The sequence below is a fragment of the Hymenobacter sublimis genome (assembly GCF_023101345.1).
Lineage (GTDB): Bacteria > Bacteroidota > Bacteroidia > Cytophagales > Hymenobacteraceae > Hymenobacter > Hymenobacter sublimis.
In genome coordinates this window covers 1,952,189-1,975,669 of the sequence record NZ_CP095848.1, presented here as the reverse complement: position 1 = coordinate 1,975,669, position 23,481 = coordinate 1,952,189, and the positions used below count along the sequence as shown (strand labels likewise).

General features: G+C 59.7%; 16 protein-coding genes and 1 pseudogene. 9 read left to right on the top strand and 8 right to left on the bottom strand.

The window, feature by feature from the left end; all coding sequences use genetic code 11:
• Positions 1 to 179: 179 nt before the first annotated feature.
• Positions 180 to 818 (top strand): hypothetical protein, encoded by a 639-nt coding sequence (locus tag MWH26_RS08325; protein WP_247976834.1) that lies wholly within the window; start codon positions 180 to 182, stop codon positions 816 to 818.
• 81 nt (positions 819 to 899) lie between these two features.
• Positions 900 to 2,594, top strand: a complete 1,695-nt coding sequence (locus tag MWH26_RS08320; RefSeq protein WP_247976833.1) for an alpha/beta fold hydrolase — start codon at positions 900 to 902, stop codon at positions 2,592 to 2,594.
• Positions 2,595 to 2,608: 14 nt separating this feature from the next.
• Here the strand turns inward: MWH26_RS08320 and MWH26_RS08315 are convergent, their stop codons facing one another.
• From MWH26_RS08315 to holA, 5 genes are all read right to left on the bottom strand, one after another.
• Positions 2,609 to 2,890, bottom strand: coding sequence for a hypothetical protein (locus MWH26_RS08315; RefSeq protein WP_247976832.1), 282 nt, complete (start codon positions 2,888 to 2,890; stop codon positions 2,609 to 2,611).
• A 143-nt stretch (positions 2,891 to 3,033) separates the two neighbouring features.
• Entirely contained in the window at positions 3,034 to 6,384 is a 3,351-nt protein-coding gene (locus tag MWH26_RS08310) for a DEAD/DEAH box helicase (RefSeq protein WP_247976831.1), read from the bottom strand.
• A gap of 232 nt (positions 6,385 to 6,616) precedes the next feature.
• Positions 6,617 to 7,078: an RES family NAD+ phosphorylase gene (locus MWH26_RS08305; protein ID WP_247976830.1), complete on the bottom strand. Its 462-nt coding sequence runs from the start codon at positions 7,076 to 7,078 to the stop codon at positions 6,617 to 6,619.
• A 9-nt stretch (positions 7,079 to 7,087) separates the two neighbouring features.
• The gene (locus MWH26_RS08300; RefSeq protein WP_244696127.1) at positions 7,088 to 7,549 is read right to left on the bottom strand and encodes an Xre family toxin-antitoxin system antitoxin; all 462 of its coding nucleotides are present in this window, start codon (positions 7,547 to 7,549) and stop codon (positions 7,088 to 7,090) included.
• Positions 7,550 to 8,164: 615 nt separating this feature from the next.
• Positions 8,165 to 9,241 carry a DNA polymerase III subunit delta gene (holA, locus tag MWH26_RS08295; protein ID WP_247976829.1) on the bottom strand — a complete coding sequence of 359 codons (1,077 nt, stop codon included), beginning with the start codon at positions 9,239 to 9,241 and terminating at the stop codon, positions 8,165 to 8,167.
• A 218-nt stretch (positions 9,242 to 9,459) separates the two neighbouring features.
• On the opposite strand from holA, the gene tyrS reads away from it, so the two are divergent.
• Positions 9,460 to 10,758 (top strand): tyrosine--tRNA ligase, encoded by a 1,299-nt coding sequence (gene tyrS / locus MWH26_RS08290; RefSeq protein WP_247976828.1) that lies wholly within the window; start codon positions 9,460 to 9,462, stop codon positions 10,756 to 10,758.
• A gap of 376 nt (positions 10,759 to 11,134) precedes the next feature.
• On the opposite strand, the pseudogene MWH26_RS20200 reads toward tyrS, so the two are convergent.
• Positions 11,135 to 11,302 (bottom strand): annotated as a pseudogene (locus MWH26_RS20200) (BF3379 family histone-like protein); the annotation flags it as partial.
• 240 nt (positions 11,303 to 11,542) lie between these two features.
• The gene (locus MWH26_RS08280) at positions 11,543 to 12,793 is read right to left on the bottom strand and encodes an aminotransferase class I/II-fold pyridoxal phosphate-dependent enzyme (protein ID WP_247976827.1); all 1,251 of its coding nucleotides are present in this window, start codon (positions 12,791 to 12,793) and stop codon (positions 11,543 to 11,545) included.
• Positions 12,794 to 13,093: 300 nt separating this feature from the next.
• On the opposite strand from MWH26_RS08280, the gene accC reads away from it, so the two are divergent.
• A complete protein-coding gene (gene accC, locus MWH26_RS08275) occupies positions 13,094 to 14,605 on the top strand; it encodes an acetyl-CoA carboxylase biotin carboxylase subunit (RefSeq protein WP_247976826.1) in 1,512 nt (503 codons plus the stop codon).
• A gap of 236 nt (positions 14,606 to 14,841) precedes the next feature.
• On the opposite strand, the gene MWH26_RS08270 is transcribed toward accC, so the two are convergent.
• Complete coding sequence (locus MWH26_RS08270) at positions 14,842 to 15,792, bottom strand: pyridoxal-phosphate dependent enzyme (RefSeq protein ID WP_247976825.1); 951 nt, start codon at positions 15,790 to 15,792, stop codon at positions 14,842 to 14,844.
• Between the two features lie 440 nt (positions 15,793 to 16,232).
• Between MWH26_RS08270 and MWH26_RS08265 the strand changes: the two genes are divergently transcribed.
• From MWH26_RS08265 to MWH26_RS08245, 5 genes are all read left to right on the top strand, one after another.
• Positions 16,233 to 18,314, top strand: a complete 2,082-nt coding sequence (locus MWH26_RS08265) for an ATP-binding protein (protein ID WP_247976824.1) — start codon at positions 16,233 to 16,235, stop codon at positions 18,312 to 18,314.
• 732 nt (positions 18,315 to 19,046) lie between these two features.
• On the top strand, positions 19,047 to 19,433 hold the full coding sequence (locus MWH26_RS08260) for a response regulator transcription factor (RefSeq protein WP_244696122.1): 387 nt from the start codon (positions 19,047 to 19,049) through the stop codon (positions 19,431 to 19,433).
• 89 nt (positions 19,434 to 19,522) lie between these two features.
• Positions 19,523 to 20,413, top strand: a complete 891-nt coding sequence (locus MWH26_RS08255) for a sugar transferase (RefSeq protein WP_247976823.1) — start codon at positions 19,523 to 19,525, stop codon at positions 20,411 to 20,413.
• Positions 20,413 to 21,171, top strand: coding sequence for a TolC family protein (locus MWH26_RS08250; RefSeq protein ID WP_247976822.1), 759 nt, complete (start codon positions 20,413 to 20,415; stop codon positions 21,169 to 21,171). The genes MWH26_RS08255 and MWH26_RS08250 overlap by 1 nt, the downstream gene beginning before the upstream one ends.
• Positions 21,168 to 23,420: a hypothetical protein gene (locus tag MWH26_RS08245; protein ID WP_247976821.1), complete on the top strand. Its 2,253-nt coding sequence runs from the start codon at positions 21,168 to 21,170 to the stop codon at positions 23,418 to 23,420. The genes MWH26_RS08250 and MWH26_RS08245 overlap by 4 nt, the downstream gene beginning before the upstream one ends.
• The last annotated feature ends 61 nt before the right edge of the window (positions 23,421 to 23,481 follow it).

The following is a 23,481-nucleotide window of genomic DNA, read 5'->3' as shown; positions in this document are numbered from 1 at the left end:
CTAGCTCTATGCAACGGTTCTATTCTGCTTTGCTCGCTGGGCTTACCGGCCTCTGCCTCGGTGGAGCCTCTGCTCCTACTTCATCCTACCCGCAAAACCCCGCCATTTCCGATGCTCAGGGCCGGCCCCGGGACTCCACCACATTTTACTTTCCGGCAGCTTTACCTTCTGTTGATCAGTTGACGGATAAAATGCAGTATTCGCAGACCGCTTACTGTCAGATGGCGTTGGCTTCTGCCTCGGCCAATCTGTTTTTCTTTAAGGCTCCAGTATTGTCGAACTATTACCTGGGCAACGATACCTATCGATTTCTGTGGCTGCGCTCCTTCCACCGGCCCGTACTGCTGACGCTCACTCAGCAGGCCGGCGGCGCCACGTTACGGACCCAGTTTCTCACTAAATCGGCTACAGCGCCCAGGCTTGAGCAAATTCTGTTCGTTCCACCTACCGCCTCGCAAGCTGAAACTGCACGATTACAACAGGAATTCGATGCAAAACGCAAAGCCCCAAAGGTGCAGCGCGAACTAGCCGAACATAACCGTCCAGCGGAGCCGCTACCTCAGCTAGAGACTATTCATTCTATTACGCCGCGGCAGTGGCAACAGGTTGAACAGCTGCTAGCGACGAGTAGCTTTCAGCAATTGCCGCCTTGCGAGTCATCTACCGCAACGGATGGGGCTTATTGGGTATTCGAATCCCACCAAGCCAACGGCTACCACATGGTGTTTCGCCACAGCCCGGATAAGCGGGATGAGTTTCGCAAAGCCTGCGAATATCTGCTGGAGCTAAGCTCGGCACGCAACGAGGAGCGATACTAAGCCAAACCGGGCACTCGGGTGGTTCAAGGCAACCTTCCGCCCGCCGGGCGGCTCCCTTAGCCAGCTCCCTACCTCCTTTCCATGCATCTGTTTACGAGTCTACTCTGCCTGCTGAGTTTAGTTACTACCCCCCATCTACTTGCCCAAACCTTGCTGCAAGGCACCGTGCTTGATGCGCAGACCCAGGCCCCGGTGCCGTTTGCCTCGGTAGGCGTAGCAGGCAAACCCCTAGGGACGGTGGCCGATACGCAGGGACGTTTTCAGTTTACTACTCCCGGCGCCCAGCCCGAACCCGTGCTGATTTCCTGCGTGGGCTACCAGACGGCCACTGTTTCCGCGGCTACGCTGCAGGCCGCTGGGCAGGTAGTACTGCTGCGTTCTAGCGGCGTCAGGCTGGCGGCCGTGACGGTGCGGCCGGGCATGGTCAAAACCAAAACCTTTGGCCGCACCAGTAGCTCCACGCTCATGGGGGCGGCCATGTACACCGAGGCCGATTTGGTGAGCGACGCGCTGGCCAAAGAACAGGGCACCATCATTGGCATTGACCAGGATTGCCGCCTGCGTGACTTTAACCTGCACGTGGCCTTCAATCGGTTCAAATCCGTGAAGTTCCGGTTGAACCTGTACAGCGTGAAAGCCGGCCTACCCGACCAGCCCCTGCTGCGGCAGGATGTGCGCTTCGACGTGACCCAGCCCCGCGGCTGGGTGCGGGTAGATCTGGCGCCCTACCAAGTGCAGCTGCAGGGCCAGCGGGAGGTAGCCGTTACCATCCAGTGGCTGCAGAGCGAGGCCCAGGAAGGCAGCTCGAAGGCTTTTGGCGTCTCGGCTGTGCCGGCGCCGGGCCACAGCATCCTCACCCGCAGCAAAAGCCAGGCGGCCTGGCAACAGACCAAGCCTGGCTACCTCAGCTTCTACCTCACCGCCGACTCCTACAGCGCCGGGAAAGCCACCCCTGCTACCCTAGTCCCCGACTATGAACTACCTGACAGCCTGCGGTATCTGCGCTACCTCTCAGCCGATGCCATGCCAGGCCTGACCAACCCGCAACGCTACGGCGAGAATACGCAGGTAGGCCGCTACGTAGCCGTAGAAGGCGGAAGGCTGTACTACGAGCGGTACGGGAAGGGCACTCCGCTCCTGCTGCTGCACGGCAACGGCCAATCCATTGCGGCGTTTCAGCGGCAGATTGGCGAGCTGGCCCGGCACTTCGAAGTTATTGCAGTAGACACCCGCGCCCAAGGCCGCAGCCTGGACCACACCACGGCCGCCTTCACCTACGACTTGTTTGCCGAGGATGTGCGGCAGTTGCTTGACTCGCTCAATCTGCGCCAAGTAGACATTCTGGGCTGGAGTGACGGGGGCAACACCGCCCTGAAATTAGCGCTCCGCTACCCTGCCTACGTGCGCCGCCTGGCCATCATGGGTGCCAACCTCTTCCCCACGCCCGAGGCCATAGAGCCCGATTTTCTGGCTTTTCTCAGGAAGCAGCACCAGCAGGAGCAACTTGCTGAGGCTCCTAACCCCAATCGGGCACGGCTGCTACGCTTGCTGCTGCAAGAGCCGCAGATGACCTTTGCCGAGCTCCGAAGGGTAACTGCACCTACGCTAGTTATGGCTGGTCAGCACGATGTGATTCTGGAAGCCCACACCCGGGCCCTGGCGAAGTCGTTGCCTAAAAGCGAAGTGGTTATCCTTCCCAACACCACCCACTACGCCCCTCAGGAGGCCCCGGAGGCGTTTAATAAAGCTGTGCTGCGGTTCTTGCAGCAACGCTAGCAGCCGGCGGGGCTCTACCCCTGGCGCACCAGCGTTACCTCGTCGCGGGTGAAGTCGAAGCGGCTTTTCTCGACGGGCGTACGGCTGACGGCCACGCGGGGCGGCTGGAGCTTGCCCTTGCGGCCGGCTTCAATCTGCGCCTCACCCGTAATGTCCAGGGTAGCTACTACCTCCTCATTCAGCCGCAGCTCCCACAGCCCGGGCTTCATGGGTCCTTCCAGCCGGCCTACCAGGAAAACTTCTTTCGGCGACATGGCAATGATGTCGAGCACTTGCATGGTGGGGTTTTCGGCCATAGAATAGGAAAAAGCAGGTGAATTAGAAGTAGGCCTTGCCTACGCTGCCAACGCAACATAGGTGTCCTTCCGAGTAGGGCGAGGAATCTGGGTTACACTCCAGAGGCTAACCCAGATTCCTCGCCCTGCTCGGAAGGACAATGTTAGCTAAACAACTCCAGTAACTCCTGCCTGGAGAGGGTTTTCAGCAGGGCGGCATCGGTGCGGATCAGGTCCTGGGCCAGCTCGCGCTTGGTTTGTTGGAGCTGCATGATTTTTTCTTCCACGGTGCGCGGGCAGATGAGGCGCACGGCTACTACCTTCTTGGTTTGTCCGATGCGGTAGGCGCGGTCGATAGCCTGGTTTTCCACGGCAGGGTTCCACCAGGGGTCCACCAGGTACACGTAGTCGGCCTCGGTGAGGTTGAGGCCGGTGCCGCCCGCTTTCAGGCTGATGAGAAACACGCGCACCTGCTCGTTCTGCTGGAACTCCCGCACCACCGCCGCCCGGTGGCGGGTTTGGCCGGTGAGCTGCTGGTAGGGAATGTCGTGGGCTTCCAGCATGGGCCGAATCAGGTCGAGCATGCCCACGAACTGGGAGAAAATGAGGATTTTGTGCTGGGGCGCGTGGTTCTGCAGTTCCTCCAGCAGCACCTCCAGCTTGGCCGAGGCCGCGCCAAAACCGGGCCCGTCGGGGAGCAGAGCCGGCGAGTTGCAGATTTGGCGCAGGCGGGTGAGGCCCTGGAGTAGGTGCATGTGGTCCTTGCCCTGCACATCCTCGCGGCGGCCCAGCAGCAGGTTGCGGTAGTCTTCCTTGCAGGCCTCGTACACCCGGCGCTGTTCGGGGCCCATGTCGCAGTAGAGCACCATTTCGGTTTTGTCGGGCAGCTCGGGGGCTACCTGGGCCTTGGTGCGCCGCAGCACGAAGGGCCGGATTTTCTGCTGGAGCGCCCGGGCCTGGCTCTCGTCCTTGAACTTGTCGATGCGGGTAGCAAAATGGGCTTTGAAGTGGGCCCGACTGCCCAATAAGCCCGGACAAGCAAAGGAGAGTAGCCCGTAGATGTCGTAGGTATTGTTTTCCAGGGGCGTGCCCGTGAGCACCAGTCGGTTGCGGGCCTGCAGCCGGCGCGCTGCCTTGTAGCGCTGGGAATCGGGGTTTTTAATGGCTTGTGCCTCGTCCAGAATCACGTAGTTAAAGGCATATTCCTGCAGGGCGCGCACGTCGGCTACCAGCGTGCCGTACGTGGTCAGCACAATATCGTAGCCGTCAAACCCCGCTACCTCCTTGGCGCGGCTGGCTCCGTGCAGGGTATGTACGCGCAGGGAGGGCGCGAATTTGGTTACCTCGGCCTGCCAGTTGAATACCAGGGAGGTGGGCACTACCACCAAGTTGGCGGCCCGCTCCCCTTTCTCGCGCTGGAGCAGCAGGAAAGCCAGCACCTGCACTGTTTTGCCCAGGCCCATGTCATCGGCCAGACAGCCCCCGAAGTGGAAGGTATCCAGGAAATTCAGCCAGTTCAGACCCTGGCGCTGGTAGTCGCGCAGGGTAGCCTGCAGCCCGGCCGGCACGGGCGCGGTCTGAATGCCGCCGAAATCAGCCAGGGCCGCTCGGTAGTCGGCCAGCTGGGCGCGGGCCTCGGGAGTGAGTTCCTCGGGCTGATACAGCTCTTCCACCGCCGCAAAGTTGACGGCCGGCGTGCGGAGCTGCTCTTCTACTACCTCCGCGGCGGCAAAGTAGCGCGTGAACTTATCGAGCCATTCTTGGGGTAGAATGCCGCGGGTACCGTCGTCGAGGGTAACGTAGCGGCGCTGGTTGCGCACGGCCTGGTGGAGCTGGGGCAGGGTAGCCTGCTGCTTGCCAAAGCGCACGCGCAGCTCGGTATCAAACCAGTTGGTTTCCCGACTCACCTGCACCGTAATCTGGGCCTTGTGCGGGTTGAGAAGGTTGCCCTTGAGCTGGTTGAAGCCCAGAATGGTAATGCCCTGGGTGCGCCAGTCCTCGAAGGCCTCCAGAAACCAGTCCTCGTCTAGAAACTGCTTTTTTGGCACGTACAGGGCGTCGAGCTGGAGTTGCTCCTCGAAGTGAGGGTAGTGCCGCATCAGGGCCTTCAGCACCCGAAGTTCCGCCGCGGTGTCGCGCTCCACGGCGAAGGTCTGGCCTAGCGCATCCATGTCCTGCAGCTGCTTGCGTGAGAGCACCGACACCTCCCGCTCGCCGTAGCGCATCACGGGCAGCACTTCCACGTGCGGGCCGGCTTCGGAAAGGTAGAGCAGCGGCTTGGGCTCCTGCTCGTAGCCGCCCAGGGCCAGCTGCTGGCGCGTGGCGGGCCGCACGTAGGTGTAGTGAATGTGCAGCTTGTCTTCGAGGCCGGCCAGCACATCCTGCTGAAACTCCGCAAACTTGCTTTGGTGCAGCAGCAGCGTATTGCTGCGCTTCTTAAAGAACTCCACCACCCGCCACACGTCCAGGTCATCGAGCAGGTATAATTCCTCGTGCACCGCCACAAAGTAGTCGTAGCGCATGGCCACGTCCTTTAAATCCAGCAGCTGATCGAGCACCGAAAGCTGGCCCGACACCCGGTAGAACTCGCCCTGTTCCGTTACCAGCAGGCGCAGCTCCAGCCGGGCCGTGTGCACCCGCACCGGCGCCACCGATTGAGCCGTGGGCCTCTCGCCCTGGGCGGCCTGGTGGGCAAACACGGGCAACCCCAGCGGATTTTTCACTACCGCCCGCAACGCCTCCAGAGCCTGGGCGGAGCGCTCCTCCTCGTAGTTGTGCTGAAAGCGCGCCAGACCGGTGTAAAACTTGAGCACCTCGGGGTCCGACACGCTCCAGATGCCATCCAGCGGGTTCAGTGCCGTCAGGGGGTTGCGGAGCTTGCCGGCGGCGGTGGTTTCGGCTTCGATGAGCTGGAGCGTCAGGTGGCCGTAGTAGCGGTGCCGGGTTAGCAGCACGGCCCGCATACTGGCGGGCTCCGCCGGAGGTAGTTGCCGCTTGGCGGGCAGGAGCTGGTGCAGCAGCTCCTGCTTGGTGGCGGCCGTAAGAGGTAGCAAATCGGCCTGCCGGGGCGTAATGCTGGTCTGACCCTCGGCGTAGGTTAACTGGAAGTACTCGTCTAGGTTGGGTTGCTGGTCTAGCCCGTAGTCCCGGGCCACGGTGCGCAGCCGGCTTTGGCGCAGCGGGGCATCAAAAAATATTCGTATCTCCCGGCGCTGCACCAGGGCCAGCAGCACCAGGGCCTCGTGCGCGCACAACCGCCCGGCCGGGGCCGCGCAGGTGCAGCACACTGTCAAGTTTTGGTTTTGGGTTACCACGACCTCCGTCCCTACCCCGCCTAGGCCAAACCTCCCGTAGTTTACGGTCAGGTCCTCGGGCGTCACTGTATTCAGCGCCCGGCTCTCGGGCAACGTATCGGCGCTGCCGTGTTGCTCAATGATGGCGCTGGTTAGGTCAGGAATGCTGCCCCCGGGGAACGTGAACTGATGGGCGTAGGAAGGCTCCGGCATGTTGGGCATTGCTCCCGCTTCGTTGGTCGGTGTAGAGACGCGACACGTCGCGTCTGGTCGTTGCTGAGGGTATTTATTGTCATTCCGAGCAGCGCGAGGAATCTGGGTTCATCATTCAACGGCTTAATCCAGATTCCTCGCGCTGCTCGGAATGACAGCTTGTAGGGGCCGTTTTAACGGGAGACGCGAACCGAAGGGCAGCGTAACCTAAGTGTTGCGTCTCTACCACTTTATGTTCATTCTACCCCACATCGGCGGCTTTAATGCGGGAGTCGAAGCTGAACTCCTCCCGCCCCACTATCTGAATGCGCTTGAACTCGGGGTGGCGACTGTGCAAGATGTAGTTGTGTTCCTGCGGGATAATGGACGAGGGCACCCGCAGCACCGCCGACTGCCGCGCCGCGTACCACGCCGCCCCGAGAGGTTGACACAGGGCGTAGCGGCTGGCCTTTTCCCAATTTTTAGGCAGCTGGGTCAAGCCTATTTCTTCGATTGCCAGCTCATCGGGCACGTCAATCACCAGCACCCGAAACTGGTCGTTGAGGCCTTCCCCGCTCCGGTGCACTACATTCTCAAGGCAGGCCAGGGCCCGCGAGGAGGCCGTGTAAATCACGAACTGATCCTTGTAATTCCAGCGGGCCCGGTAGCCGGAGGCAAACAGGTCGTCGGCGTATTTGGCCAGGCAGATGCGGTACACCAGCATACCGGGAGGCTACGATAAGTCGCCGTAGGCAATGCGGGTTAGCTCCTCGGCCACCAAATCAATGCCCCCGCTGGTTTCCAACAGGCGCAGCGGCACCTCCTGGTCGAGGCCGTGGGCGGGCTTGTCCAGCCAGCGCAAAAACGCGGCCGCCTCCCCGAATACTTCCAGTCCCAGGTTGTAGAGACTAATGATTTTCAGGGTTTTCTCGCTGCTAGCGGCACTGAGAGGCTTCTTTTCCTGCGAGTATGTACGCAGGGTTTTCGTGGAAAGCTCGTAGATGGCTTCCAGCTCGTTGGCCTGCAGCTGAAACGCCTCCGCTACCTCAAACGCCGTGGCCGCTGGCACCCCTTTGCGGGCTTCCATTACCAGGGCAAAGGAATCCTGCCCGGCTTGGCCCCAAGCCGCCCACTTTTTGCGCAGGGCCGCGGGCATAGTGGCGGTAATTTTGGGGAGGTGAGCAGTGGCAGCCATAGGTGTTACAGTTTGACAGGTTGAACTTAGGGAAATTTTTCCGATTAACGTGGAAATTTTTCCTTTGGTTCGGTATCTATACTACGCCGCCAAGTCGCGGGCGGGCTAGCGCACTCAGGTGAGCCATTTTAATAGGATGAAGGCAAGCAGCATGCCCAGTAAGGCGAGGCAACCTGTACGCCTGAGTTTGTCCTGCTTACCGAGCTTATCACTGTGCCTAGTGGCTAACTTTTCTGGCAAAAAGTAACCGCGCCAGGAATTTTCCGGCTCTGAAAGCACCCATACTTCCTGGCAGCTTAAGCAGCGGTAGCGGATCGTACGTTCCGTTACCGCTGCTTCATAGGCGGGTAGCAACTCCAGCGGCTTGCGTAACAGTTGCTGCTCAAACGCCTCGTACTCCCACCACGATGGAAAAGAGTATATACCAGCCGAGAAGCAATCAGGACACATGACTTTGAGGACAACGTTTCAGAATGCGCCGTAACGACCAGACCGTGCGAGAAGAGGGAATTCGCTCACAGTAAAGGCGCAACGTATCGTGTCCTGTTGTGGAACAACTGGCCCTGAGCAGTTCTGACCACCTTAACCGACAAGGAGACACAACATATTGCGTCTTTACATCCCCACCACGGCGTGCAGGGGCACCGGGTGCAAAATCAGCCACACCAGCTCCCGCAGGATTTCGCCGTCGGTCATGGAGCCCGAGTCGATGCCTTTGCTTTGGCCGTCGGCGCGGCGGATGAGGTGCACGATGTCGCGGGTGCGTTCGAAAGGAAAAACTTTCAGGCCGGTTTGGTAGTCGCGACGGGCGAAGGCGCTCCGCAGGCCCAGCTTGTTCCAGTCGGCTTCCGTGGGGTTGGGCAGTTGGTGCAGGGCCAAGAGGCGGGAGAAGTAGTTGAACAGCAGCGTCAGGTTCGGGATGAGCGGGTTATTCTTGGGGTTGGCCTCGAAGTAGAGCAGGATGCGGTTGGCCTTGAGCACGTCGCGCCGGATTAGGGCCGTTTGCAGCTCGAAGATGTTGTACTCCTTGCTGATGCCCACCATGCGCTGCACCAGGTCCTCATCAATGCTGTGGCCCGGCAGCAGGTTAATCAGCATTTTATCCACCTCGTTCGTGAGCCTACCTAGCTCCGCTCCAATGTACTCGGCCAGCATGTTGGTGGCCTGGGGCGTAATCTGCTGGCCCTTGCCGCGTACGTAGTTCGTGAGCCAGGGCGCCACCTGGTTGTCGTAGAGCTTCTTGCTGGTCAGCAGCACCGTACCGGCTGGGGCGGGGTTGTTTTTGTCGCCGGTGAGCAGCTTGCCCAGCTTCTTGCGCGCATCGAGGGTTTTGTGCTTGTAACACAACACCAGCACCGTGCTTTGCAGCGGGTTTTTGAGGTAAGCCTCTAGAAACGGCCACGACTTTTCGGCCTCCAAATCAGCCACAGCCTGGGCTTCCTTTACGATGACGACGGAGCGCTCCGCCATCATAGGGAAGCGCTTGGCCTGGCCCAGGATGCCAGCCACATCGGTATCCTTACCGTAGAGCACTACCTGGTTAAAGCCCTTTTCGTGCTCCTGCAGCACATTTTTCTCCAGCAGATCAGCTACCAGGTCAATATAGTAAGGCTCCTCCCCCTGCAGGAAATACACGGGTGCAAACTGCCGCTGCTGGAGCTGCTTGAGAATCTCGTCGGCGGTGAGGGTCAATTTCTAATGAAGAATAAGGAATGAGGAATGAAGAACTGCAGGCGTACTAAACTGGGCAACTCTTCTTACTCAAAGGTACGGCCTGCCTCTTACCTTTGCGGACTGATTAGTAAGAATTGCGCGGGCCCGGCCCTCTGCTTCAATTCGGCAGAAACTTAGCTGCTACCTATCGGCCAAGCCTAATTCTTCATTCTTCACTCCTCATTCCTCATTCACCCTTGGACTTAATAGAAGAACTGCGCTGGCGGGGCATGTTTCACGACATGATGCCCGGAACCGATGAGCACTTGCGCCAGAACGCGCCCATCACCGGCTACATCGGCTTCGACCCTACGGCGCCCTCCCTGCACATCGGCAACCTGGCCACCATTATGCTGCTGGTGCACCTGCAGCGGGCCGGCCACCGGCCCCTGGCTCTGGTGGGCGGCGCTACCGGCATGATTGGGGACCCCTCGGGCAAGTCGGCGGAACGTAACCTGCTGGATGAGGACGCGTTGCGTCGCAACCAGGCCGGCATTCGGGCCCAGCTGGAGAAGTTTCTGGTGTTCGACGATTCGCCTACGGGTGCCCAGGTGGTCAACAACTACGACTGGTTTAAGGAATTCGGCTTTCTGCAGTTCCTGCGCGAGGTAGGCAAGCACCTCACGGTGAACTACATGATGGCCAAGGACTCCGTGAAGCGCCGCATCAGCGGCAACGAAGAGTCGGGCGCGGAAGGCCTGAGCTACACCGAGTTCAGCTACCAGCTGCTGCAGGGCTACGACTTCTTCCACCTCTACAAAGAACTGGGCACTACCCTGCAAATGGGCGCCTCCGACCAGTGGGGCAACATCACTACGGGCACCGAACTGATCCGGCGTATGTCGGGCGGCGAGGGTAAAGCCTACGCCCTTACCGGCCAGCTCATCACCAAGGCCGATGGCACCAAGTACGGCAAGAGCGAAACTGGCACCGTCTGGCTCGACGGCGCCATGACTTCGCCCTACCAGTTCTACCAGTTCTTCCTGAACGCCGCCGACGCCGATGCGCCCCGCCTCATCCGCGTATTCACGCTGCTACCCCAGCAGGAAATCGAAGCTCTGGAAGCCGAGCACGCCCAAGCGCCCCACCTGCGCACCCTGCAGAAAGCTCTGGCCAAAGACGTGACCATTCGGGTGCACGGCGAAGCCGCCTACGAAGCGGCGCTGGCAGCCTCGCAGGTGCTCTTTGGCGGCGGCGAGCTAGCTAGCCTGGATGAAGCGACACTGCTGGACGTGTTTGCCGGGGTTCCCCACGTAGAGGTTTCCCGCGCCGCCCTAACCGAGCAGAACATTATCAGCCTGCTGAGCGAGGCCACGAACAGCGTTATTTTTCCCTCCAAGGGCGAAGCCAAGAAGATGGTGCAGGCCGGTGGCGTTAGCCTTAACCGCGCCAAGGCTACCTTGGAGCAGCAAGCCACGGAGGTGCCCTTGCTGCTGAATCAGTACATCGTGGCCCAGAAAGGCAAGAAGAACTACTACCTCATCAAAGTAGTCTAGCGGACCGTAGGCCAGGGCCTACTCCTTCTTAACCGATACACCTGAACCCCTGACGCTACCAAGGCGTCGGGGGTTTGTGCTGTTGGCCCGGCTAGTTTGTTGACGGCACTCTCTACTCATTTCTGTTTCCGGCATGCTATGCTATTCCGAATGGTGCGAGAAGGATACAGGCGGGAGTAAACAGGCCACTTCCTACCCCTGCCAGCAACAATAAGGCCCCACCGATAATCGGTAGGGCCTCACTCAGCGTAGTTCACACCGCAGGAACTGCGGTGCCGAACTACTTCTTTTTAGCAGGAGCAGCTTTCTTAGCGGCCGGAGCAGCGGCTTTCTTAGCCGGAGCAGCCTTGGCGGGAGCAGCGTCGCCACCACCGTCATTTTTCTTGTTCTGCACTTCCGTGCGGATGGTCTGGGCCATGTTCTTCAGCTCCTGCATGCCCTTGCGCACGCGGGTGCCAGCGGCCGAGTTGCCCTTGTCGTAGAACTTCTCGAAGTCAGCTTCCAGCGACATCACGAGGTCTTTCAGTTGGCTAAAATTGCTCATTTGGGAGGGGTTAGTTGGTGTGGAAAAATGTGTTTAACCGGCCCTAATATACAGGGATTTCAAATACAAGCAAGTTGCCAAGTTTTTTTTTAAACCCGTTTTCGGGCCAGATAAGGCACTTTTTACTTATTCCTACCTCCTCACTAGGCCTAGCAACCAAGACCCCCACCTAGGAATAGTACCAAAACAAAAGCCAGCCTCCGCGCTGGAGGCTGGCTTTTGCACTTAGCGAAGCCGAATCTAGTTCTGCAGCCCGGCAGGAACCTCAGCTTTGGAGTAAAGCCCTTTGTTGAGCTTTTCCTGCACCGCTTCAAAGGCCTTGATGGTAATGGCCACGTCATCGAGCGAGTGGGAGGCCGTAGGAATAATGCGCAGCATAATTACCCCCTTCGGTACCACCGGATACACCACAATAGAGCAGAAAATGCCGTGATTCTCACGTAGATCGAACGTTACCTGGGTTGCATCGGAAATCTGGCCTTCTAGCAGCACGGGCGTTACGGGCGAGGAAGTCGTGCCAATATTGAAGCCTTTTTCGCGCAGGCCGCTCTGCAAGGCCCGCACAATGGTCCAGAGGTTTTCCTTCAGCTCGGGGCGGGTGCGCAGCAGCTCCAACCGCTTCAGAGCGCCCACGACCAGCGGCATGGGCAGGCTTTTGGCGAAAATCTGGCTGCGCATGTTGTAGCGCAAATATTCAATTACGTTCTCGGGGCCCGCCACGAAGGCTCCGATGCTAGCCATGCTCTTGGCAAACGTCGAAAAATAAAGGTCGATACCGTCCTGAATGCCTTGTTCTTCGCCCGTACCCGCCCCCGTAGTGCCCATCGTACCAAAGCCGTGGGCGTCGTCTACGAACAGGCGGAACTGGTATTTCTCCTTCAGCGCTACTACCCCGCGCAGGTCGCCCTGATTGCCCGACATGCCGAATACACCCTCCGTAATAACGAGGATGCCACCGCCGGTTTCGTCGGTGATGCGCTTGGCCCGCTCCAGCTGCTTTTCCAGGCTGGCCATATCGTTGTGCACGTACACAAAGCGCTTGCCCGCGTGCAGGCGCACCCCGTCAATGATGCAGGCGTGCGACTCGGCGTCGTACACAATCACGTCGTGGCGGCCGACCATGGCATCAATGATGCTCACTACCCCTTGGTAGCCGAAGTTCAGGAGCATGCAGTCCGGCTTCATGACGAACTCAGCCAGTTCATTTTCCAGCTGCTCGTGCAAGTTGGAGTTGCCCGACATCATGCGCGCGCCCATGGGCAGGGCCATGCCGTATTCGGCGGCGCCCTCGGCATCGGCCTGGCGCACTTCGGGGTGGTTGGCCAGGCCCAGGTAGTTATTCAGGCTCCAGGTGAGAACCTCTTTACCGCGGAAAATCATGCGCGGCTTAATCTCGCCTTCCAGCTTGGGAAAAGCGAAATAGCCGTGCGCGTAGTGCGAATGGATACCCAGCGGGCCGCGGTTGGCGGCAATCTTCTCAAATAGATCCACGAGGGAACAGGTTGAATGTGAAACGAAAACGAGCGGTTATGCCCCAAAGCCTAACGCCCGAGTAATGTACAAAGTTATGGCAATCCGCGAAGGTAGCCGCCTTTTGGGAGGCATCCAACCCTGAAATTGCCCGGCACAAATGCACCGGCGCGTTTTACGGAGCCGCCGGAATGGCGTTTCTTTGGGCGCTGGAACAATGTGGCTGCCTAAATTCAGCCCGTCATTCCTCGCTCCGCTTGACATGGCGGGGTTTTATCAGGCCCTACTCCTACCTCTCCCACCCGCTACCCTCTCTCCTACATGAAGAAAATCACCAAGCTGCTCGTCGCTAACCGGGGCGAAATTGCCTTGCGCGTGCTGCGCTCGGCCAAAGAAATGGGCCTGCAAACCGTGGCTATTTACTCCGAGGCCGACCGCAACGCCCTGCACGTGCGCTACGCCGACGAGGCCGTGTGCGTGGGTCCGCCGGCCAGCAAGGACAGCTACCTGCGCGGCGACAAAATTCTGGCGGTTTGCCGCGAGTTGGGCGTTGACGCCATTCACCCCGGCTACGGCTTCCTGAGCGAAAACGCGGAATTTGCTCGTATGGTAAAGGAGGCCGGGCTGATTTTCGTGGGGCCCTCGCCCGAGGCCATGGACATTATGGGCGACAAGCTCTCGGCCAAGCAGGCCGTGCAAGCCTATAATATTCCGCTGGTACCGGGTACCGCCGAGGCCATCAGCGACGTAACCGAAGCCAAGCAGATTGCCCAGCAGGTAGGGTTTCCCATTCTGATTAAGGCCTCGGCCGGTGGGGGCGGCAAGGGTATGCGCCTGGTGCATCACGTGGAGGAGTTTGAGGAGCAGATGCAGCTGGCCATCAACGAGGCCGTGTCGGCCTTCGGCGACGGGGCCGTGTTCATTGAAAAGTTCGTGACCGGCCCGCGCCACATCGAGATTCAGGTGCTGGGCGACGAGCACGGCAACATTGTGCATTTGTTTGAACGGGAGTGTTCCATTCAGCGCCGCCACCAGAAAGTAATTGAGGAAGCTCCTTCCGCCGTGCTTACCCCCGAGTTGCGCGCCGAAATGGGCCGCTGCGCCGTGGACGTGGCCCGGGCCTGCAACTACACTGGCGCTGGCACCGTGGAGTTTTTGCTCGATGACCAGCGCAACTTCTACTTCCTGGAGATGAACACCCGCCTGCAGGTAGAGCACCCCGTGACGGAGCAAATCACGGGCCTCGACCTGGTAAAAGAGCAGATCAAAGTAGCCCAGGGCCAGCCCCTGGCCTTCCGCCAGGATGAGCTGCAGATTCAGGGCCACGCCCTGGAGCTGCGCGTGTACGCCGAGGACCCGCAGAACAACTTCCTGCCCGACATTGGCACCCTGACTACCTACGTGCGCCCCCAGGGCCCCGGCGTGCGGGTGGATGATGGCTTTGAGCAGGGCATGGACATTCCGATTTACTACGACCCCATGATTGCCAAGCTCGTGACCTTCGGGTCTACCCGGCAGGAGGCCATTGAGCGGATGCTGCGCGCCATTGACGAGTATCAGATTACCGGCATCGAAACTACCCTGGGCTTCGGCCGCTACGTGCTGCAGCACCCCGCCTTCGTGAGCGGCAACTTCGACACCAACTTTATCAAGGACCACTTCAGCCCCGAGGCCCTGAAACCCGCCGCCCCGGACGAAGCCACGGCCACCCTCGCCGCTGTGCTCACGGCCATGCTCCTGACGGAAAAGAAACCCGGCGCCGCCCCCGCTTCGGCGGAAGTGCCAGCGGCTACCGGCTCGGCCTGGAAGCGCAACCGGCTGGGCTTACGGTAACCGCTGGTACTTCCGGGGTTACTGCAAAAAGCCCGGCCGGAGTGGCTGGGCTTTTTGCGTTGTAGCCAAAAGCGTCCAAGCATACATGAACGGTCAAGTTTCTCATCAAGCTAAGCTCGTCATGCTTTGCCTCCGGCTCCGCATGACGGGCTTTTTGCTACCTATCTACAAACGGAAGTAGGTGCGCAGACTGGCTGGAGTTTCTCAGAGCAGACGTCGCCTGCTCGGGCTGGTTACTAAAACGGCAGTTTCCCAAGGTCCACGTTGCCGCCCGAGAGAATGACTCCTACCGGCTGGCCGGCATAGGAGGCCTTATTTTTGAGCAGGGCGGCCAGGGCCACGGCGCTGGAGGCTTCTACCACAATTTTCAGCCGCTCCCAAATCAGGCGCATGGCGGCAATAATCTCATCCTCGCTAACCAGAATAATAGCGTCAATGCCCCGCTGAATCAGGGGAAAGTTGATGTCACCGAGCTGCGTTTTCAGCCCGTCGGCTATGGTGTCGCCGCCGGCATTGCTCTCGATGCGGCCAGCTTGCAGGGAGCGGTAGGCATCGTCCATGGTGGCTGGCTCGCCGGCTACTATCCGGCAGTTGCGGCCGCAGGCCTGGGCCGCCAGAATGGTACCCGCCACCAGCCCGCCCCCGCCCACTGGCGTGAACAGGTAAGTTAGGTCGGGCTGCTCGGTTAGCAGCTCCAGAGCAGCCGTGCCCTGGCCCAGAATCACATGCAGGTCGTTGGAGGGGTGAATGAAAGTGGCTCCGCGCTCAGCTACGAGTTGCTGGGCGGTTTGCTCCCGGGCGCTGAGAGTAGGCTCGCACTCAATCACCTGGCCGCCGTAGGCCAGTACAGCCTCTTTTTTCACCCGCGGCGCATTGCTGGGCATTACAATATAAGCCGTTACACCCAGGCTCTGGGCGGCCAAGGCCAAGGCCTGGGCAAAGTTGCCGGAGGAGTGCGTAACAACCCCCTGCCGCTGCTGCTCGGCCGAAAGCTGCATAATGGCATTAACGGCCCCGCGCATCTTAAAAGCGCCCATGCGCTGGAAATTCTCACACTTAAAATACAAAGTAGCCCCGGCCAACTCATTCAGCAGATGCGAGGTAAGCACCGGCGTGTGGTGAATATAGGGCTTGATGCGGGCGTGGGTTTGCGTTAGCGCGGTAAATAGAGTGTCTTCTTGGTGCATAATGCTGGTGGTTACGGCGGCCCTGGTTTGCAAGATAGGCAGCCCGAAGCGCACCTGCAGGAGCGGCTAGGTAACATGTTAACCAAAGCGGCGCTGAAATTGAGGTCCAGTTTCCAGCCCGAATATCTCAGCGTGCCTACCCCAACGCAAGCGTTCTGCCGGGGGCCTGGAAGGTGAAGTAGACTGCACGTAACAGCAGCGCCGGCAGGGTATTGCTGTGCTACCCTCACCGACTACAGGCTTCACTCTAATCCACGTTTAATAGAACTATATTAACAACTAATAAAACTTTAATTTGCTATAGTTGTAATATGCTCGGCCACGCACCGCCAGCAGCGGGTTTGCGGGGGCGGCGCTACCTCGCTCTAAGCTAGCTGAAAGGGGGGTTGCGGAGCACGGGCGCCACCGGCCAGCGGCGGGCTTACTACAGGAAGCGGTGTATGGAATTACAAGTAACCAGCGGGCCGCCTCAGCAACTGGCGGAAGCCGATAACTCCCGGACCTACTACGGCGAACAGGAACGCCTCCTGGCGCTGCAGGCGCTGGACATTCTGGATTCCGAAGCCGAACCAGAGTTTGAGGACATGGTGCAGCAGGCGGCGCGGTTGTGCGCGGCGCCGGTGGCCTGCATCAGCTTTCTGGACGAAACCCGCCAGTGGATCAAGGCCCAAACCGGCAGCTGGCTGCCGGAAATACCTCGGGCCCGGTCCTTCTGCGCGCGCACCCTGCAAGCCAACGACCTGCTCCTGCTGGACGCAATGAGTGCGCCCGCCCTGTTTGCCGCTACCCCACTCACTTACCACGATACCCCCGTAGTGGCCTACGCCGGCTACCCCATCCGTACGGGCGAAGGCTATGTGGTGGGCGTACTAAGCGTGAGTGACGTGGTGAGCCGAACCTTTAGCCCGGAGCAGCAGCAGTTTCTGCAGCTACTGGCCCAGCAGGTCAGCCAGGCCCTGGCGCTGCGCCTGGCCCGGCGCGCCCGGCTGGCGGCGGAGGCATCGGTGCAGCGGAAGCAAGCGTTTCTGGCGGCCATGAGCCACGAAATCCGCACCCCCATCCACGGCATTATGGGCCTGAGCCGGCTGCTGCAGGAAAGCTTTATTACGCCGCAACAGGAGGAAAACCTGGCTATTATTGCTTCCACGGCCGAAAACCTGCTCAATGTTATCAACGACATTCTTGACTTCAGCAAGGTAGAGTTGGGCAAGATGGAGCTGGAGCGGGTACCGTTTGACGTGGAAGCCACCGTGCGGGACGCCACCCGCTCAGTGCAGCACATGGCCCAGAAGAAAGGCATCAGCCTGCAAACCCTGGTGCAGAGTCCGGGCGCGCTACCTATAATAGAGGGCGACCCCCTGCGGCTGCGGCAAATTCTGCTGAACCTGCTCACCAACGCCCTCAAATTCACGGAAGAAGGCCAGATTACGGTTTCCGTGGAAGTGCAGCACCAGGACGCGGCTATGGTTTACCTGGAGTTTTGCGTGGACGACACCGGCATTGGCATCAGCATGGACAAGGCCGAGGAAATATTCCGGGCCTTTGACCAGGCCACCAGCAGCACCGCCCGCCGGTACGGGGGCACGGGGCTGGGGCTAGCCATCTGCCGAAGCCTGATTGAGCTGCAGGGCGGCCGCATCTGGCTGGAAGGCCGGCCGGGCCAGGGCAGCTGCTTCCGCTTCTCGCTGGCTTACCCCATCAGTGCCGCCCGGCCCTACGCGGAGGCCGTGCTCCCCCCGCTGGCTCCGGGCTTACTGCAGGGCCTCCACATATTACTGGCCGAAGACAACCCCGTTAATAAATTGCTGGCCACCTCATTACTTCAAACTTGGGGCGTGCAGGTAGCCATTGCCACCGATGGGCAGCAAGCCCTGGAGCTGGCCAGCTCCCACCCCTACGACCTGCTGCTAATGGACATTCAGATGCCGTTGCGCACGGGGCTGGAAGTCACGGCCGACCTGCGCGCTACGCCCAACCCCAACCAGCAGACCCCCATCATTGCCCTGACGGCCAATGCCATGCCCGCCGAAGTGCAGACCTTCAGCCAGCACGGATTTACGGACTTTCTGATCAAACCCTACCACGAAGCTGATCTGTACCGGCTGCTGGTGCGCACCCTGGGCCGGACCGACGTGGCCCCCGACCTGCCCCAGCCAACCTACGATTTTTCCCAGCTCGGGCGGCTGGCCCACGATGCGGCCTTCATCCGAAAAATGCAGCAACTCTTCCTGGATACGGTGCCGGGGCAGCTGCACGCCCTAAAAAGTGCCGTGAGCCACGGCCACTGGACCACGGCAGGCCAGCTGATTCACAGCCTAAAATCGACGTACGGCAGCATGCAGATGGCCGAGGCAATCCGCTGCCTCCAGCGGCTGGAGCAGGCCCTGCAGCCACCCGTAACGGCTGCCGCCCCGCTGATGAGCTTGCTGGAGCTGCTCGGTGCTATTACCAGTCGCACCGTGGAGCTGTTTGCCGACCACCTGCGCCAGCCGCTCCCCGACCAGCCACCTCCTGCTGCCTAGCCCACGGCAGCGTGGGTAGCTACTGCCACGTAAGCTCGGCCGCTGGCCCTCCTGCAATTCACGAAACTTGCGTATCTTAACTAAGATACTGATAATCAATAGTTAATAATTAATTAACTAAGCCTCACACCCATTGTCGGTGGTCAACTTGTGCACCTGATACCGAAGGCAAAACGGCATCCCGCGGATAGACACAATTATTTAATCTTATTCTACCATAAATTTTGACGGTATCCTTATCTAATTAAATTTTTAATTGTTATAATTACATATTAATCAACTCTAACTCCAGAATTGCGTACTATCAGCACCGTGGGTTATACTAACCAAGTAGCGCCCGGGATAAACAAGGAGTTCATTACTCCCTGATTTCTCCGTCCACCAGCCGTTTGTGTATCACCTTCACGCTTCACATAGTAGTAGAAACAGCCGTTGGCACGGTGAGCGGGCATGTTCTACTACCTCATTTCCTGGCAAACAACTAGTGTTTGCCTAACCGCTCTGCTCTACTGGCGCCCTTGCTCCCCTGCTAGCGCCTATAATTCTCCCTCTCCCACCCTACTGCTCCCCACCAACCTTGGTCAGCGGCTACAGCTGCGCCAAGGCGTATTGGTGCGCTGTACCGTGCCATACTCCATAAAATTGCCTTAAAAAAGGCAAAATTTTATTGAATTAGTAACACAAGTTTAAGTTGGTTTTCAACTTTTCCTTTCACCATAACCAGCCGCCCGTATGGTAGTACCCAAAAAACAACTGCTTATCGTGGACGATGAGCCCTCCATTCGCCTGATTTTGGAACACTATTTCTCTGGTGAGTATGATGTAGTAGTGACCTCCAACGGGCAAGAAGCGCTAAACTGGCTCCAGAAAGGCCACCAGGCCGACGCCATCGTGGCTGATTACGAGATGCCCCAAATGGACGGGCTGGAGTTTCTGAAACGCTTGCGGGCGCACGCCTCCCACGCCACCACCCCCTTGCTGATGCTGTCGGTGGCCGATGAAAGCAGCAAGAAAATCCTGTGCCTGAAACAGGGTGCCGACGATTACATCGTGAAGCCCTTCAACCCTGAGGAGCTGGAAATCAGGATTAAAAACGTGCTGGGCCGCGTCCGGGCCTGAGTTTACTGCCTGCTGCTACCCGCTTGCCGCTCTGCCCTACCCCAAATTCCCTTTCTGTATTGGTCGACTGCTACCAACACTCTTTGGCTATGAATGCTACTGCGCCTAACCTTTACCCTTCCGGCCCTCCTCCTCAGCCCCTGCTGCCCAGTTGGCGGCCACTCACACACCGCAACCCAAAGAAAACCACCGCCCGCAAGCGCTCCGCCGCTACCCGCGCCCTGCAGATGCCGGTGGCCAAGCGGGCCTTCGATATCCTGGTTTCCGCCAGTATTCTGCTGGCTCTGCTACCCCTATTTCTGCTGGTAGCCCTGCTGATTAAGCTGGAATCCAAGGGGCCGGTGCTGTACTACTCCTACCGGGTGGGCACGGGCTACCGCAAGTTTCGCTTCTGGAAATTCCGGTCTATGCGCCAGGATGCCGACCAGCTGCTGGCCTCGGTGAAAAACCTGAACCAGTACCAGGCCGCAGCCCCCGCCACTGCTCCTGCGCCGGGTGCGTGCGCCTGCCACGCGGGCCACGACGGGCCCTGCCAGAACCATTTGATTGACCAAAACGGCAACCTGATCTGTGAGAAGTACTACGCCCAAACCAAAAAGGCGCGGGAAGAGGCCACCTTCATCAAGATTGCCAACGACCCGCGCATTACGCGCATTGGGCTGTTCATTCGTAACACCAGCATTGATGAGCTGCCCCAGCTGTTCAATGTGCTGCGCGGGGATATGTCATTGGTTGGCAACCGGCCCCTCCCCCTCTACGAGGCCGAAAAGCTTACCACCGACCAGTTTGCCACTCGTTTCCTGGCTCCGGCCGGTATCACGGGCCTCTGGCAGGTGAGTAAGCGGGGCAAAGGCGGCGACATGTCGGCCGAGGAGCGCAAAGCCCTGGACGTGGAGTACGCCACCAATTACTCCTTTCGCAAAGACCTTAAGATTCTGCTCCGGACCTTCCCGGCCCTGCTGCAAAAGGAAAACGTTTGATGAAAACTCTACTCTGCTGCCTGGCCCTGGCCGCCGGCCCGCTGCTGGCCCGCGCCCAAACGGGGCCGCCCGCCCCCCCTACCGAAACGTGGGAGGAGCGCTTTTTTAAGTCGCCCGAGGCTGTGCTGCCCATTTTGCACCAAGCCGCCATTAGTCACTCGGCCGGCATTGAAAAGCTGGAGCTGGCCAAGCAGGTAGCCAGTGAGGACATCCGACTGGCGCGCAAGAAGATCCTGAACACCTTGGCCCTGACCTCCAGCTACAGCTACGGCACGCTGCCCTACTTTGCTACCAACGGCTCCACGGAGCGCATTCAGCAGCTCAATGCTTTTTCGCTGAGTGCCCGGGCCCAGTACACGGTAGGCCTGAACATGGCCGTGCCGTTTGAGCAACTGGCCAACCGCCGCGCCACCGTGCATAAGCAAGAGCTGATTTTGCAGCAGGCTGTGGCGGAGCGGGCCGTGGGCGAAACGGAAATCCGCCGCCAGGTGATTCTGCTGTACCAGGAACTGGCCCTGGCCCACGCCAACCTGCAGCACCACCAGAACGCCGTGCAGTCGGCCAGCATTAGCAAGAAGCTGGCCGATAGCAAGTTCCGCAACGGCGAGATGCAGGTGGATGAACAGATGGCAGCCACGGAGCTGCACGGCAAGGCCCTGCTGGCTCAGGCCGAAGCCCGCAACAAGTACCAGACGGCCATGCTGCTGCTGGAAGACTTTCTGGGTACTTCCCTCCATGTTTTAATGACCGGCAGATGACCCTGAAAGACCTCTACCGCCTCCTGCGCCGCCACTGGCTGCTGCTGCTGCTCGTGCCGCTGGTTACCACGGCCTCCGTGTTCTATTTTGGCCGCAACCGGGATAAGAAGTACACTTCCGACACGGTTATTTACACTGGTATTGCCTCGGGCTATAAGATTGACGGTGACAACAACGCGGCCGGGGGCGGGTGGAATGCCGCTTCCACAGCCTTTGACAACCTGCTGTCCTTGATTACCTCCCGCGACACCCGCGAGGAGGTGTGCCTGCGCCTGCTGGCCCGCCATCTGCTGGAGCGCAAAGCCACCGGCGCTACGGCCGCCGCCCGGCCCCAGCAAGCCTCGGCGGCGCCAAGCGGCCTGCTGGCTTCGGTGCAGCGCGTGCTCCTGCCCACCAAGCTAGCGGCCGCCGACCAGCCCCTGCTAGATTCATTGGCCGCTACCCTGGCCGGCAGCACCGAGGAGGAAACCCTGGCCAACCTAACGGCCGCCTACCGGGCCAGCAACACCAACGCCGTGTACAAGCTGTTCTACTCCAAGCACCCCTACTACTCCGAGGCGGCCATGTGGAATATTTCCGCCAGCCGCGTTAAGGACAGCGACTTGCTCCGGATTGAGTACAGCTCGAAGAACCCCCAGATTTGCCGCGAAACCCTGGACATTCTCACCCAGGTGTTTATTCGCAAGCACAAGGAGTTGTTTGTGGGCCAAAACGAAAACGTCATTGGCTACTTCGACGCGGCCACCCAAAAAGCCTACGCCCGCCTGCAGGCCGCCGAGCAAAAGCTGCTGCAGTTCCACCAGCGGCACAACATCGTCGACTACGACAAGCAGATGATTACCTCCACGGAGGAGCGCCAGCTGACAGCCGATAAATTCAACGAGCTGGAAATGCAGTACGCTGGCGCCAGCTCGGCTCTGAAATCAACGGAGTCGGCCCTGGGCAAGCGGGGCGTGTCCAACCTGAAAAGCCAGGAGATTCTGCGCCTGCGCAACCGCCTAGCCGATTTAAACGGACAGATTGCGGAGGTGGAGCTGCTAAACAAAAGCGCCAACAGCCCCGACGGGGCGGCCCGCCTGGCTACCCTTACCCAGCAGGTAACTACCATCAGCAACAGCCTGGACGAGGCCGTGAGCAGCTACGACGCCGACACCCGCTCAACCCAGGGCGTGGCCGTGAAAGACCTGCTGCAGGACTACACCAAGAATGTGCTGCAGGTAGAGGATTTGCGCGGCCAGCTCAGCTCCATGCGCCGGCAGAAGGAGAACTTCACCAGCCAGTACAACAGCCTGGTGCCGCTGGGGGCCGAAATCCGCAAAATCCGGCGGGAGGTGGAAATAGCCGAGAAGGAGTACATGTCGCAGGTAGAGGGCCTGAAGCAGAGCAAGCTTTCCCAGCAGAACGTGGAGCTGGCCTCCCAACTGAAGGTAGTCGACCCGCCGAACCTGCCGGCCACGGCGGGCGGCACCCGGCTGCTGGTGTTGCTGCTGGGTGGCCTGATCGGGTCCTTCCTGTTTACGGGGGCGGGCGTGGTAGCGGCGGACCTGCTCAATAACTCCCTGCAGAAACCCGCCTTGGCGACCAAAGTGACCAGCTTTCCGGTCATGGGCATCATCCCGAACACTACTAATCTCAACCAAAAGCAGCTCCTGGACGCCCAGCGGGCCGAAGACCAACTGGCCCGGCAGCTGCTGCTGAAAATGCACCAGAAGGACGACTCCACGAAGCCCTTCATGATTGGGGTGCTCAGCAGCCAGAGCGGCGAGGGCAAAACCACCCTGGTTACCTCCCTCACGGCCAGCCTGAACGGCATGAAAATCAAAACCCTGGGCTTGTTTCCGAATGACCACGCCGACCACGCCTGGCTGGAGGGCCACACCTCCTACTACTCGCCCCTGCAGGGGTTGTCGCAGGGCGTGACAGTAGCCGACCTAGCGGGCACGCGCACCTACAACAATGCCGTCATCATCGTGGAGTTTCCGGCCTTGCTAGAAGCTACCTACCCCGCCTCCCTGCTGCAAAGCCTCGACCTGATTCTGGTGGCCGTGAAAGCCACCCGCAGCTGGGAGCAGGCCGACAAAAAGATCTTCGAGAACATCAAAAATGTATCGAAGGCCCCGATTGAGGTAGTACTCAACGGCGTGCTGCCGGAATACGTGACGGATTTCATTGGCGCTCGGGTGAAAGCGGCCGGCGGCAAGCGGGCCGGCCTACCCCCACGCCCGCTGCAAGGCTTACTCAACCCCTAGCCCAGCGCTACGAACGGAAGTTGGCAAAGCGGGCATAACGCCTCCCACTTCCTACCCCGCT

What these genes read in the sequence shown, in the direction of transcription:
- MWH26_RS08320 (WP_247976833.1), top strand. Translation starts at nt 900, where the DNA reads ATGCATCTGTTTACGAGTCTACTCTGCCTGCTGAGTTTAGTTACTACC.
- MWH26_RS08315 (WP_247976832.1), bottom strand. Translation starts at nt 2,890, where the DNA reads ATGGCCGAAAACCCCACCATGCAAGTGCTCGACATCATTGCCATGTCG.
- MWH26_RS08310 (WP_247976831.1), bottom strand. Translation starts at nt 6,384, where the DNA reads ATGCCCAACATGCCGGAGCCTTCCTACGCCCATCAGTTCACGTTCCCC.
- MWH26_RS08305 (WP_247976830.1), bottom strand. Translation starts at nt 7,078, where the DNA reads ATGCTGGTGTACCGCATCTGCCTGGCCAAATACGCCGACGACCTGTTT.
- MWH26_RS08300 (WP_244696127.1), bottom strand. Translation starts at nt 7,549, where the DNA reads ATGGCTGCCACTGCTCACCTCCCCAAAATTACCGCCACTATGCCCGCG.
- accC (WP_247976826.1), top strand. Translation starts at nt 13,094, where the DNA reads ATGAAGAAAATCACCAAGCTGCTCGTCGCTAACCGGGGCGAAATTGCC.
- MWH26_RS08270 (WP_247976825.1), bottom strand. Translation starts at nt 15,792, where the DNA reads ATGCACCAAGAAGACACTCTATTTACCGCGCTAACGCAAACCCACGCC.
- MWH26_RS08265 (WP_247976824.1), top strand. Translation starts at nt 16,233, where the DNA reads ATGGAATTACAAGTAACCAGCGGGCCGCCTCAGCAACTGGCGGAAGCC.
- MWH26_RS08260 (WP_244696122.1), top strand. Translation starts at nt 19,047, where the DNA reads ATGGTAGTACCCAAAAAACAACTGCTTATCGTGGACGATGAGCCCTCC.
- MWH26_RS08255 (WP_247976823.1), top strand. Translation starts at nt 19,523, where the DNA reads ATGAATGCTACTGCGCCTAACCTTTACCCTTCCGGCCCTCCTCCTCAG.
- MWH26_RS08250 (WP_247976822.1), top strand. Translation starts at nt 20,413, where the DNA reads ATGAAAACTCTACTCTGCTGCCTGGCCCTGGCCGCCGGCCCGCTGCTG.
- MWH26_RS08245 (WP_247976821.1), top strand. Translation starts at nt 21,168, where the DNA reads ATGACCCTGAAAGACCTCTACCGCCTCCTGCGCCGCCACTGGCTGCTG.